Annotated in this window: 9 protein-coding genes and 1 pseudogene; 3 read left to right on the top strand and 7 right to left on the bottom strand. The window is 68.6% G+C overall.

Annotated features, from left to right (window positions below; all coding sequences use genetic code 11):
* Positions 1–105: 105 nt before the first annotated feature.
* Positions 106–2,097 carry a hypothetical protein gene (locus tag ABIA33_RS02965; RefSeq protein ID WP_370076575.1) on the bottom strand — a complete coding sequence of 664 codons (1,992 nt, stop codon included), beginning with the start codon at positions 2,095–2,097 and terminating at the stop codon, positions 106–108.
* A 409-nt stretch (positions 2,098–2,506) separates the two neighbouring features.
* Here ABIA33_RS02965 and ABIA33_RS02960 point away from each other — a divergent pair, with 409 nt between their 5' ends.
* Entirely contained in the window at positions 2,507–3,109 is a 603-nt protein-coding gene (locus ABIA33_RS02960; RefSeq protein ID WP_370076573.1) for a GNAT family N-acetyltransferase, read from the top strand.
* A 140-nt stretch (positions 3,110–3,249) separates the two neighbouring features.
* Here ABIA33_RS02960 and ABIA33_RS02955 read toward each other — a convergent pair whose 3' ends face one another.
* The gene (locus ABIA33_RS02955) at positions 3,250–3,705 is read right to left on the bottom strand and encodes a hypothetical protein (RefSeq protein WP_370076571.1); all 456 of its coding nucleotides are present in this window, start codon (positions 3,703–3,705) and stop codon (positions 3,250–3,252) included.
* A 315-nt stretch (positions 3,706–4,020) separates the two neighbouring features.
* Here ABIA33_RS02955 and ABIA33_RS02950 point away from each other — a divergent pair, with 315 nt between their 5' ends.
* Positions 4,021–4,143 carry a hypothetical protein gene (locus ABIA33_RS02950; protein ID WP_370076569.1) on the top strand — a complete coding sequence of 41 codons (123 nt, stop codon included), beginning with the start codon at positions 4,021–4,023 and terminating at the stop codon, positions 4,141–4,143.
* 13 nt (positions 4,144–4,156) lie between these two features.
* Here the strand turns inward: ABIA33_RS02950 and rho are convergent, their stop codons facing one another.
* The 5 genes and pseudogenes from rho to ABIA33_RS02925 form a co-directional block, all read right to left on the bottom strand.
* Positions 4,157–5,953: a transcription termination factor Rho gene (rho, locus tag ABIA33_RS02945; protein ID WP_370076567.1), complete on the bottom strand. Its 1,797-nt coding sequence runs from the start codon at positions 5,951–5,953 to the stop codon at positions 4,157–4,159.
* A gap of 478 nt (positions 5,954–6,431) precedes the next feature.
* Positions 6,432–6,770, bottom strand: coding sequence for an RNA polymerase-binding protein RbpA (locus ABIA33_RS02940; RefSeq protein ID WP_370076565.1), 339 nt, complete (start codon positions 6,768–6,770; stop codon positions 6,432–6,434).
* A gap of 444 nt (positions 6,771–7,214) precedes the next feature.
* Positions 7,215–7,619, bottom strand: a pseudogene (locus tag ABIA33_RS02935) (transcriptional regulator); the annotation flags it as partial.
* 170 nt (positions 7,620–7,789) lie between these two features.
* A complete protein-coding gene (locus ABIA33_RS02930; protein ID WP_370076563.1) occupies positions 7,790–10,354 on the bottom strand; it encodes a discoidin domain-containing protein in 2,565 nt (854 codons plus the stop codon).
* Positions 10,355–11,123: 769 nt separating this feature from the next.
* Entirely contained in the window at positions 11,124–11,627 is a 504-nt protein-coding gene (locus tag ABIA33_RS02925; protein ID WP_370076561.1) for a MarR family winged helix-turn-helix transcriptional regulator, read from the bottom strand.
* A gap of 91 nt (positions 11,628–11,718) precedes the next feature.
* On the opposite strand from ABIA33_RS02925, the gene ABIA33_RS02920 reads away from it, so the two are divergent.
* A complete protein-coding gene (locus tag ABIA33_RS02920; protein WP_370076559.1) occupies positions 11,719–13,215 on the top strand; it encodes an MFS transporter in 1,497 nt (498 codons plus the stop codon).
* Positions 13,216–13,306 lie beyond the last annotated feature (91 nt).

The raw sequence follows: 13,306 nt of genomic DNA, 5'->3' as shown, positions 1-13,306 counted from the left end.
AGTGTCACCCTCCTGGCTGCCCAATGACAGAGGTAGACCACAGGCTGGTCGGCCGGCGCCCGGTCTCGGTGGTTCAGCCGGAACGCGGGCGCAGTGGCGAGCGGTTCAGGGCTGCCGTGGGGCGCCGATGAGGGGCGTGCGGACGGGGGCCGCGAGCCCGACGAAGACGACCAGTTGATGTCCGCCCGGGTTGGTCTGCAGCGGAACCGTCTGCCAGTTGTTGACGACCCACACATTGCCGGACGGGTCGATCTGCACGCCCGTGTTACGGACCAGGCCATCGCTGGTGTACCCGTTGGGCGGCGAGATCGGCTGTCCGGTCCGGTGGCCGGGCGGGCACAACGACAGGCGTGCTCCGCACAGCTCGGCCAGGCGTTGGCCGCCGAAGTTCGCCACCCACACGTTGTCGTGCCCGTCGACAGCGATCCCCCACGGCAGCACGAGTCCGCGGTTGGTGAACGGCTTCGCGGCAACGGTTCCGTCGGGCCGGACCATGGTCACCGACGCGCCGGCGCCCTGCGCGCTGGTCTGCGCCGTCGCGGCCAACCCTGCGGCCGTGGCGCCTGCGCAGGGCACGACGACCATGCCGCTGTTGGACACCCACAGGTTGCCCAGGCTGTCCGAGGCGATCCCCAGGGGCCGCCTGATGCCTCCGCCGGTGACGGAACGGACTGGTCTGCCGTCACGGGACAGCATCAGCACGCTGTCGTTGCCGTTGCCGGTCACCCAAGCCCGGCCGGCGGTGTCGATGGCGATGTCGAAAGGCGTCACCGCACGGCCGCCCAGCCCGATGTTCCGAGCCAGTTCGGGACGGCCGTCGGGGATCCGGATCACACTGCTGTTTCCGCAACTGGCGATCCAGATGTTCCCGGACCTGTCCGAAACCGTCCCCTGGGGTTGAACGATGTTCCCGAAGCGCCATCCGTCCCCCGGCGAGACGGCGGTTCCCCGGCCGGTGAACTCCGAGACGCTTCGGAAGTACCGACTGGCGTCGAGGCCGCACTCGGACCCCTGGAAGCCGAAGTTCCCCGCCCAGACCCTTCCCTTCGGATCCAGCGTGATTCCGAAGCCCGCACCGTACAGACCCCCACCGCTGTAGGGGGCGCCCGGCGCGTCAGCGCCGGTCGGCGTGAACTTCAGGAGGGTCCTGCCGCCGCAGACCGAGGCGTGAGGATCCGCGGCGTACTCGTAGTTGTTGGTCACCCAGGCATTGCCGTGCGCGTCGAAGGCGATGTTGCCCGGGCCGTCGAGCTCGTGGCCGTTGCCGTCGTAGCGCAGCGCCAGCGTCCAGGCGTCGGGCCTGCCCGACAGCGCGGGCTCGTACAGCGGCCTGGCCGCCGCCAGCGCGAAGAGGCCGTCTACGTGGTTGCCGGGTGTGCGCGCGATATCGGCGAAGGCCTGAAGGGTGTCCCGGGGCCGGGCCTCTCCCGGCGGCTGCGCCAACCGGAACAGCGTCCCGCAGGTCTGCCCAGCCACGCACCCCGCAAGGATGTTGGCGAGAGAGTTGAAGCTGCGCAGGGTCGAGGTGAGAGAACCGTTGGGTGCGGCCGCGAGCAGAGGCGCGACGTCCCCGGTGCCGCTGTCGCTCAGATTGTGCGAGATCGCGGCGGCGTTCTGGAGTCCGGGGTAGCTTCCGGAGATCGCACCGGCCCGAGTGAACTGCGCCATCGCGTAGGCCGCCGCGACCGTCGTCCGCTCGTTGATCACGACGTCGGGCCGGTCGCCCGGCGCACCGAGCACGGTTGTCAACCTGACGACTGCCGTGCCCCCGTGTTCCGTGGCGTCTTTGCGCCGGCTGACGTCAGCGGTCACGTACAGGACCGCTCGGGAGTCAGCAGGCGGACGGTAGGAGAGATGAAACCACCCGTCCGGGTCGCTCCGTGCGCTGGCCAGCGCCACCGCAGCCGCACCCGGACGGTCTCCGGCGCGATACAGCGTCACCTCGGCGGAATCGATCGGCGTTCCGCCGCTGCGGACGACTCCGCACTGCGTGATCTGCCCGAGGCCCCGCAGCTCCCCTCCCGTGCCGGCGAACGAGTTGCCGGCGGAGAGGGAGAGGGCGACTGCGAGCAGGACTACGACTCCACGTCGGCGCATTGCGGCTCCGTTCCCTCGAAGACATCAGGAGCATCCCTGCGGACGCCGTGTGCGGGCCGCGGAGTGGAGGGGGCATGCGCCAAAATGTCGCCGGGGACAGCGGGGCGCCCTCGGCGGCGCGCGAGGCCGGCGCGCCGATTAATCACACCGAGGGACCGCAACACGCCCTTTTGGCGGCACCACCGAACCTGCCTCGTGGCTTCGGTGGATGCGCAGGGCCCCGGCGGTGCGTATGAGATGGAACCCGCTCTCGCACCACGCGGTGACCAGTTCAGCCGGTGCGGGCCGGGTGGTAAAGGCCAACGGGACGGATAAACTGCGAAGGCCCCATCCATCCAGGTGAGTGGCGAATCGCCTCAAGGCAGCGGCCACGGCCGAAGCTCTCCCTTGAAAGCAGGCGTAGCGCTATATGTCCAGCAACGAGCACCATGTCACCATCGAGGGATCCCGCGTCCTTACTCACCGGCTGACGTTGCGGCCGTGGGCGATCGAGGACGCCGAGGCGGCGCTGGCTGTCTACGGGGCCGAGGATGTGACCCGGTGGCTGGCCCCGGCCATGACGCGCGTTCCGGACGTGGCGGCGATGCGGGAACTTCTGGGCTGCTGGATGGCGAACGGCGAAGTCCTGGAGCGTCCGGCTGGGCGCTGGGCCGTGGAGCTGCGTGAGAGCGGCGAACTGATCGGCGGCGCGGCGCTGTTGCCGCTTCCGCCCTACGGTGTCGACCTGGAGATCGGGTGGCAGCTGTCCCCGTCGGCCTGGGGCAAGGGCTTGGCCGCAGAGGCAGGACATGGACTGGCGCACTACGCCTTCGAGTCGGGCCTCGACGAGTTGTTCGCGGTGGTACGGCCCCACAACGAGAGAGGCACCGCGACGGCCCGCCGCGTCGGAATGGAATGGGTCGGCGAAACGGAGAAGTACTACGACCTGCGCCTGCAGGTCTACCGTCTCCGCAAGGCAGACGTCGACGTACCGGCACCTCCGCAGCAGGACCACCGCAGCGGCGCTCTCTGAGCCGGGCCGTCCGGGCGGTCCGGCTGTTACTTCTTGACGCTCCCTCTGATACCGCCGTCGCCGAATGGGCCGTGCTGGGCGCGAAGTTCGCCAGATCGAGGACACGATGGGGGTTCGTATCCGCAGGGCCGCGGCCCGCGTTACCGGGCGCCGGCGCCGACGGACTCGCGATACTCGTCGGCCACGGTCGCGGCCCTGCGCGCGGAAAGGATCGCGGTGAGAGCCATGGTCAGCAGGACCGCCTCGACGACGACACTGGCCAGGCCGAGCGGCTCGGTCCAGTTGCCGCGGTCGTCGCTGTAGCCGGGCAGTCCGGGGCCGCGGGACAGGATGTAGCCCACCAGCGGGCCGGCCGCGACGCCGGCGGTCAGCAGCCACTCGAAGGGGTGCATCCGGATCCGACTCCCCGTCAGGATCAGCAGTGCGCAGAGCACGCCGGCGGCCTCCAGGAGGTAGTAGCCCGCCCCCACGTAGCCCGGAGTCTTGTTGCCCGGGAAGCCGCCCTGGTCCTGGACGTGGATCCAGGCCACGGCCAGGCACAGAGTGGCGGCGACCCTCCGGGCAAGCGACGAGCGACCAGTTTTCGATGTGCTCATGACAAAGTCCTCCTGACGTGTCGGACTACGAGCGTTTCCCACGCGCCGCGCGCAAGAACCGCGAGACGTGGAACGTGCCCCATTGGAACCAGGGCTCGCGTCTCACGAGAACGACGGCAAGCCCCAGGGTCCGGTCACCGTGTTACGCGCGTGGATAGTTGACGTGCACAGGCCATTAACGATGGCGGGCCACTGCTGCCCCGTGCGATCCTGCGGGCCGAACTCGGTGTCGACGACAGCAAACTGCGGGCCCACAGCCCGACGCATGGGACGTACCGGCATCGGACGGTTCGATCTAAGGGTACGAGGCTACGGGTGTCCGTCTTCCCGCTCACCGGTGTGTTGCTCGGCAGCCGTCCGGAAGCATGGGGCGACGATGACGGTTGGCGCAAGCCGGCCGGGGCCACCGCTGCCCGCGCGAGCCTCGCCTCCGACTGAGGCGGGCCACGCCTCAGTCTTTGCCCGCGGATGTGGTTGCGGCGATCTGGGTCAGGAACTCGACGTTGCTCTTCGTCTTCTTCATCCTGTCCTGGAGCAGTTCGATGGCCTGCTGCGCGTCGAGGGCGTTCAGGACGCGGCGGAGCTTCCAGGTGATGGCGAGTTCTTCGGCACCCAGGAGGAGTTCCTCCTTGCGGGTGCCGGACGGGTCGATGTCGACTGCGGGGAAGATGCGCCTGTCAGCGAGCTTGCGGTCGAGCCGCAGCTCCATGTTGCCGGTGCCCTTGAACTCCTCGAAGATCAGATCGTCCATGCGGGAGCCGGTGTCGACCAGCGCGGTGGCGATGATGGTCAGCGAGCCGCCGTTCTCGATGTTGCGGGCCGCGCCGAAGAACTTCTTCGGCGGGTAGAGCGCAGCGGCGTCGATGCCGCCGGACAGGATGCGGCCCGAGGTAGGGGCGGCGAGGTTGTAGGCGCGGCCCAGACGGGTGATCGAGTCCAGCAGGAGGACCACGTCGTGGCCCAGCTCCACCAGGCGCTTCGCACGCTCGATGGCGAGTTCGGCAACAGCGATGTGGTCCTGGGCGGGGCGGTCGAAGGTGGAGGAGATGACCTCGCCCTTGACCGAACGGGTCATGTCGGTGACCTCTTCCGGACGCTCGTCGACCAGGACGACCATCAGGTGGCACTCGGGGTTGTTCTGGGTGATCGCGTTGGCGATCGCCTGCATGATCATCGTCTTGCCGGTCTTCGGCTGAGCCACGATCAGACCGCGCTGGCCCTTGCCGATCGGCGTCACCAGGTCGATGATCCGGGTCGTGATGACATCCGGATCGGTCTCCAGACGGAGCCGCTCCTGCGGGTACAGCGGGGTGAGCTTGTTGAACTCCGGGCGGTTGCGGCCGTTGTCGGGCTCGCCGCCGTTCACTGAGTCCAGACGCACCAGTGCGTTGAGCTTCTCGCGGCGCTCGCCGTCCTTGGGCTGGCGCACCGCGCCGGTGATCGTGTCGCCTTTGCGCAGACCGTGCCTACGGACCTGCGCCAAGGACAGGTAGACGTCGTCCGGACCGGGCAGGTAGCTGGATGTCCGCAGAAACGCGTGACTGTCGTTGATGTCCAGGACTCCGGCGGCGGGCATCAGCACCTCGTCGTCGGTGGTCCGCGACTCCGGCAGGACGTCGAAGCCGTCCCGCCGGTTGCGGCGGTTTCGCTCGGGGCGGGACCGAGCGCCCACCGCTTCTTTGGGCGATCCGCCCGTGTCCTTGGGCGATCCGTTCTGCGTGCTCTGGCTCTGGGCGCGTTGCCCGGCCTCGCGACGACCGCCGTCCGGGTCGCTACGGTCAGCACGCTTACGGCGCTCACCGCGATCGTTGCCGACCGTAGCCGGAGCAGGCGAGGAGTCGGCGGTCCGGGCTACGCGCGCAGCGGCCCGAACCGGGATGTCGATCTGCGGCTCGGCTGCACTCGAGCGGATGGGGATCGAGGCTGCGGGGTACTCCTCGGCCGGAGCCTGCAGCACGGCGCGAGCGCTGGCGGCCTCAGCGGGACGGGTCGTCCGCTGCGGGGCGGATACCGGGGCCAGCAGCGGGTCGCCGCCGTTCGCGGCCTTGATCGCTTCGATCAGGTCGCTCTTGCGCAGTCGGCCGGCGCCGCTGACGCCGAGGGCGGTGGCGAGCTGCTGAAGCTCGGCGAGCACCAAAGAGTTCAGCCCGGTGCCCGTGGTCCGACGGCGCTTCGGCACAGCGGCCGCGTCTGCGTCCGACGCATCAGCGTCCCGACGCGCGCCCATCAGATGGGTGGTAACACTCACGAAAGGTCCTTCTGTGGATGGAAGTTGGATGGACACACTGGGCGCACTCCACCACGGCACTCAGCTGTAGCGGGCCGTTCTGGCAGGTCGTTGCTGCTCACGTGTCCCATGGAAGGGGAAGGGCTTGAGTCGATTCGCTCAAGAGAAGCGATCTGTCCTATGGCCGCGTCGATCGACGCCATGCCATGTAGTCGCGGCGAGGCCGACCTTACGGGACCCGGCCGACGCGAGGGTGGACACTCGCCCGAACGTGAACACTCCTGGCAGGAAAGAACCTCTGCCGTGACGTTCAAGCCTGGATGCACTGGATCGCATCGCGGGCAGAAACTGTGTGTCTACCTTTCATGGTAGCAGCATGTGGTCCGCACGGTCGAGGCCGGCTCGTGGACACCCTGAACCCACGGCCGGACACCGGTTGGACGGGCTGATGCGAGCGCGATGCAGGGCAGGGAGCACCGGCCGCATGATTGGTGGATGGTCAGATCGTTCCGCGGAGTTTGGCCAGTGCCTCGTTCAACAGGATCTCGCCGTCTTCCTGGCTGCGGCGCTGCCGGACGTAGCCAAGGTGCGTCTTGTAGGGCGTGACGCCGAGGGGAGCCGGAGCGTTGTCCGGGTCGGGACCGGCGGGCAGGCCGCACTTGGGGCAGTCCCAGACCTCAGGGACTACTGCCTCGACCGAGAAGCTGGGCCGGATGTGATGGCCGTTGCCGCACCAGAACGAGACGACCATGCGAGGAGCGAGGTCGCCGCGCTCGGACTCCCCCATCGGTCCCGAGCCGATTCGGGCACCTCTGATGCCAGTACGTCCATGCGCCATTGTCGTTCTCCTCGGCCAGATGGTCCACGCCTCGGTGTGCGGCGAGCGCCCAGCCTACGGCCCCCGGTCGAGCGCCACCGACCAGGGCCCTGTGACCGTGCCGCGCTTCGACTCCCCCTGCGTCGCCTGGCCACTGCCCCAAAGCCCGCGGCGCCGGTCTGAGCCTCTGTCAGATGGTGTCCGAGTTGTTGCAACTACTCCTCGCAGCCTGGGTGGGCGCCTGCCCACCTGCCACCGGGACATACCCGCACAGAACCTGACCTAGCCCTCCGTGCAGGCACGCCGTCAGCGCCTCGGCTGCGGCCCAGCGCTCAGGACTGGCGGGCGGGTACGGACCAGAAGTCGCACAGGTAGACCACTACCGAGCAGGCGAGGATGAGGGCTGAGCGCAGCGCCACCACGCGGAACGGTCCGAGCGTGGATGACGTGCGGTTGACGCGGCCGCTAGCCGACGAGTGTCTGGGTGCCGAGGACGGCGAGGAGCGCAAGCCGTTCGGCGTCCTCGGTGTCGGGCTCGGCGGTGTAGATCACGATGCGCAGGTCGCTGCCCGCGACGCTGAGCGCGTCGCAATCCGGCGTCAAGGCGCCCACCTGCGGGTGATCGGTGGTCTTGCGCGACGCCGCGTGCCGGCCCACGGTTCCGGAATCCCACAGCTCGGCGAACCGGTCACTGTTCGCGCGCAGCTCCGCGACCAGGCGCCGCAGCCGCTGGTCTGCCGGATACCGGCTCGCCGTCGCACGCAACGTGGAGACCTGCGCGGCCTCGATCTCGCGCCGGGACTGCGGTGCGTGGCGGACGCGGCTGCCCGAGCCGAGGAAGTTGCGCCACACCGCGTTGCGGGGAGACCCGGTCGCGCCGGCACCGCACCGTGTGCCCAAACTCCGTGGTCGCCATGACACCCACAGTGCACCGCCCCGCTGGGATCTTCCTGGTACTGGCAGCGTCACGGCCTCCGGCCGACAGAGTGATCACACCCGGATGCGTGGCCGGCCTCGGCCGCGCATCCGGGTGCTCGCCACTACTTGGCGCCGTACACGGCGAGTTCGCTGATCGCCATCTGCCCGCCGGTCTGGCCCGAGTCGTTCGGGCGATCGGCGATGACCCGGACATAGCGAGCGGTGACGGGCGCGTCCAGCTGGACGCCAGTCGTGCCGCCGGCACTGTCGGTGCGGTGCGCGACCGTCCAGAACGTCGAGCCGTCGAGGGAGACGTCGACATGGAAGGCCGTCGCGTACGTGGCGACGGGCGTCAGGACAGACACCACGTCGATCGACTGCGGCTGCTGGAGGTCCAGCTGCAGCGACCACCGGTAGCGTCCCGAAGCCTGCGCGAAGGTCGACGGGTCGCCGTCGACCCCGAGCGCCGGCGTGGAGTTCGGCTGCATGTCGGCCTGGGTTCCGTCGATGAACAGCGCCTGGGCAGGGGCTTTGAGCGCGATGTTGTTGCTGCCCTGGGTAGCGGCGTACGCACCGATCTCGCTGATCGCCATCTGGTCCCCTCGCTGGCCCCAGTTGTCCGGCTTGTCGGCGACGACACGCAGGTACCGGGCAGTCAGTGGCGTGGTGAACTCGACGGGGACGCTGCCCCAACCGCTGTTGTGGACGGTGCCGACGGTGGTCCAAGTGGTGGCGTCGGTCGAGGCGTCCACGTGGAAGTCGGTGGCGAAGTGCGCCTGCGGCATACCGACCGTGACGTATCCCAGGGTCTGAGCCTGCTGCAGGTCGACGACGAGCTGCCACCGGAACTGTCCGCTGGCTTGCACGTACGTGGCGGGGTCGCCGTCCGTTGCGTACGTCAGCTGTGACTCCGGCTGCAGCTGCGCGGTGCTGCCGTCGAGGAACTGCGCCACGACCGGCTTGTGGGCCGCGAGGTTGGTCGGTGCCACACCCGCCGGCGGTGCCGCGATACCCGCGTATGCCGTCCCAAGGCCGGCGTTGGCCAGCACGGATGCCGGCACGCCGACGCCGGAGGAGGAGACTTGGGTGTTGGATCCGACGGTGGCGTTGCTCGGGTTGCCGCAGGGCCAGTCGGGTGTGAGGTTCTCGACATAGTTACCGGTGAAGGAGAAGTCACCGTAGGGAGTGGTGGTCCCCTCCTTGCATCCGCCCATGGAGGGGGTGTTGTTGCCATAGGCGGCGTTGCCGGTCATGGTCACGTACTGGCTGCCGCCGTCGGTGTAGATGGCGTGACCGCCTCCCCCGGCGCCGCGTATGACGTTGCCGCTGATGACCAGGCCGCCGGCGAGCGAGGTGCCTTCCTGCCCGAGCACATAGACGCCGCCGCCGTCGGAGCGCTGCTGCATGTAGTCGAAGACGAGATTGTTGGTGATCTTGTTGCCGGACGTCCTGGTGGCTGTGCGGCCCCAGCCCCAGTTCGAACTGATGCCGCTGTAGGGAACGTTGTTGATCTGGTTGTGGGTGATGGTGTCGTTCACGGTGTAGCCCTGGAAGATGCCGACGCCTCCGGTGTACTCGACGGCGACGTTGTGGATCCAGTTGTCGGCGACGGTGTTGCCGGTCGGCAGGACGGTGACGTCGGCGGGGTTCGCGTCGGTGCCGTTGCCGATCTCGACGCCGTTCCCGGAGATGTCGGTGAAGACGTTCCCGGTCACCGAGGAGTTGTCGACGCTCTGGCCGAGCTGGAGGCCGGCGGCGCCGAGGTGCTGGAACGTGTTGCCGTCCAACGTAAGTCCGTCGGTGTGGTCGAACGTCACGTTGCCCGGGGTCATCGTCCAGTTGCCGTAGGGGCAGGTTCCCGGATTGGTGCTGGAGAAGCGGTCGCACGTGCCCTGCGTCTGCCAGGCGTTCGCACCGGTGAGGCGCATGTTGGCCTGGACTTCGGAGAAGCCGTCCGTTGTGTTCGGGGAGGTCCAGCCCCCGTAGGCGACGGTGATGCCGCGGATGGCGAGGCCACGCAGCGGATTCGACACGGTGCCGTGGCCCGTGACCACGTTCTGCAGGCGCGGGATCTCGACGTCAGCGGTGCTCATCTGCTGGCCCTCACGGGGCAGGTAGTAGACGGTGTGAGCCGACGTGTCGAGGTAGAACTCCCCCGGGTTGTTCAGCAGTTCCTTCGCGTTCTCGATGGAGCTCGGCAGGTCGGCGTTCACGCCGTACTGCTTCTTCGTGGAGTTGTCGAAGCACGGCTGCTGCATCGTGACGGTGGTCCCCGACACCGACGCGACTCCGCAACGCATCTGCGTCCAGCCGACGTTGTAGACGAACTCGACGTTGGAGATGTTCTGCCAGCCGGCGAGGGTCGTGTTGGAGGTCGTGTAGCCCGTGGCCGTGCGGGTGAAGCTGGCGGGCGCCGATCCGGACGCGCGGTTCGCGCGAACACCATCGACGTAGAGCTGCCGGGTGTCGGTACCCGCCGGCACCGTCGCGCTCCACACGCCGTTGGACGCCTGGCTCCACCCGGTGACCTGCTGGCCGCCGCTGAGAACCGGGTGGGCGCCGGGAGCTGCCTGGTAACTGACGGTGTGTCCGCCGGTCGCGGAGTCGCCCGCTGCGGGATCGAACGTGAGCGGGCCGTCGAGTCGGTACGTCCCGTCGGCCAGCACGACGCTGATGTCCGTGGTCATCGTGCTTGTCGCCTGTCGGACCATGCCCTGCGCTGTCAGCAGTGCGCACGGGGCCTGGGTCGAGCAGGCGGATCCCTGTCCGTTCGGGGCGACGGAGTAGACGACGGGGGCCGTTGCGGCTGAGGCGGGAGACGCGCCGACACCAATGGCGGTGCCCGCGACGAGCGTTGGCAGTACGCCGATGGCTGTCCGGAGTGCGGCCCAGCGCCGGGAACGTCGATGCATGGATTCTCCGAGTGGGGAGTTGGGGGTGTGATGACCTTGCTGAGGAGGGGGTGGTTGGGGATTTCGGGCTTCGCCCTGGCGTCGGAACACTCGCTCATCGAGCTCGTCGAGCATGGCGCCCTCGGCAGATGAATCAGATCCATGGGCTCTTGACTGACCTAGCGCGCCACTATGACACTTGTGTATCGCCAAGGGAAGACCTGCATCAACTCTCGCTTGGGCACGGCGCTTTCGCGCTGCAAAGGTGCATGTGGGGACAGTTCCACCCACCTTCCGCACCAGAAGACTCGGATGCATAGCATCCACTACGGCAAATGAAGCTGATTCTTAACGGCCCAACCAGGACACGTCGCCACTGCAGTTCGAGGAGAACGCGTCGGACCGTGCGGCCGCGAACGCGCTCCGCAGCGGGATCGACTGGCAATACGCCCCGGGCCAGGACGCTCGGGGGTCCGACCCCTCGGCGCTTCGCGGCCGGCCCGTTGGGTGCCGATACATCATCAGGTCAGATCAGGGCCTTGATCGTTGATCTCCCGCAGCTCCGTCAGACAGAGGGCCCGACCTCAACAGCTGCTTCGGCGTGAGTGACGAAGTCGTCGACCAGCCGATGGAAGAGCTTGGCGAGCTTCCGCAGGTCCTCGGGCGACCAGTCCGCCAGGGCCATCTCCATGCCCCGGCGGCTCGCCTCTCGCATGCGCTCGACGGCGGCCAGGCCGGCGTCGGTCAGCTGGATGCGATGGGCACGACTGTCGTCCTGGTCCGGGACGCGGATCACGTAGCCATCCTTCTCCAGTTGCCGCAGTTGCCGGCTGACATGCGAGGCTTCCACGGAAAGCTGGACCGCCAGCACTCCTGGCCGAAGCGGCTCGCTCTCGGCGATGTGCCGCAGGATCGAGGCGGCGGCCCGGTCGAGCGACAGTCCGGCCATGGCCATCAGACGCTCGTGCTGCCGCACCCGACCGGCCAGGTACGTGACGCGGGTGAGGGCCTGCTCGATCTCGATCAGGTCCGTCGAGACGGGTGCAGCGGATGACGGCGGCGTGGACATACGACCACCGTAACAGTTACTTGCCTTAGTCAAGCAATCTAGTTATCGTTGCGTGAGTTAAGCAATCCTTCACCTCGACGGAGGCCCTGCCGTGTCCGATGCCCTTGCCCCATCCGCCGAGGCCGGGGGTTCAGCCCCGCCGAAGTCGAACGCCGTGGTGGCGGTGCTCGCCCTCGCCGGGATCGTCGTCCCGCTGATGCAGACCCTGGTGATCCCAATCATCCCGGAACTGCCGAAGTACCTTCACGCCTCGGCGTCGAACACCATCTGGGCGGTCACCGCCACCCTGCTCGCCGCGGCCGTCGCCACCCCCGTCGTCGGCCGCCTGGGCGACATGTTCGGCAAGCACCGCATGCTGCTGGTCAGCATCGTCCTGCTGGTGACCGGATCGGTGGTCTGCGCGCTGAGCGATTCCCTGGTCCCGATGATCGCCGGCCGGACCCTGCAGGGCCTGGCCGCCGCCGTCGTCCCGCTCGGCATCAGCATCATGCGCGACGAGCTGCCCGCCGAACGGCTCGCCGGATCCACCGCGCTGATGGGCGCCTCACTGGGTGTGGGCGGTGCGCTGGGTCTGCCCGCCGCCGCCTTGATCGCCGACCGCTTCGACTGGCACATGCTGTTCTGGATCTCGGCCGCCCTCGGCGTCGTCGCCTTCGTGCTCGTCCTCGTGGTCGTACCGGAGTCGAAGGTACGCACCGGCGGACGCTTCGACCTGATCGGCTCCCTCGGCATGGCGGCGGGACTGGTGTCCCTGCTGCTGGCCGTCTCGAAGGGCGCCGACTGGGGTTGGACCAGTGCCACCACCCTCGGCCTGCTCGCCACCGCGGTCATCGTGCTGCTGGTGTGGGGCTGGTTCGAACTGCGCACCGCGCAGCCGCTGGTGGACCTGCGCACCACCGCCCGCCGCCAGGTGCTGTTCACCAACCTCGCCTCGGTGGCGTTCGGCTTCTCGATGTTCGCGCTGTCCCTGGTCCTGCCGCAGCTGCTGCAGCTGCCCAAGGCCACCGGCTACGGCCTCGGCAGATCCATGCTGACGGTCGGCCTGGTCATGGCACCGATGGGCCTGGTGATGATGGCCATGGCACCGCTGTCCGCGGTCATCTCCAAGACCAAGGGGCCCAAGACCACTCTGATGCTCGGTGCCCTCATCGTCGCCGCCGGCTACGGCCTGAACATCGTGCTGATGTCCCAGATCTGGCACCTCGTCCTGGTCTCCTGCGTCATCGGCGCCGGCATCGGCTTCGCCTACGGCGCCATGCCCTCGCTCATCATGGGCGCCGTGCCCACGTCCGAGTCGGCCGCTGCCAACAGCCTCAACACCCTGATGCGGTCCATCGGCACCTCGATCGCCAGCGCCGTCGCCGGTGTCGTCCTGGCGCAGATGACCACCACCTTCGGCACCACCGCGCTGCCCTCCGAGAACGGCTTCAAGGTCGTCATGGCCATCGGCGCCGGCGCCGCCCTCCTGGCCTTCGCCCTCGCTTCCTGCCTCCCGCGTCACCGCGCCGACGCCGCGCACACGGCGTCCGCCGCCACAGAGCCGGGCGGGCAGGCCGAGACCGCGGAGGTGTCCACGGCGAAGGCGTAACACCCCCCGCGCGGACGGAGTGCCCGCGGAACACCGAGCGCCAGGCGGTCGCCGTCCTGCTCCCACGGGACGGCGACCGCTTGGCGCCTGG

This window comes from Streptacidiphilus sp. MAP12-16 (assembly GCF_041262165.1).
Lineage (GTDB): Bacteria > Actinomycetota > Actinomycetes > Streptomycetales > Streptomycetaceae > Streptacidiphilus.
Note: the sequence above shows the minus strand (reverse complement) of the source record. Positions and strands in the feature narration are given on the sequence as shown.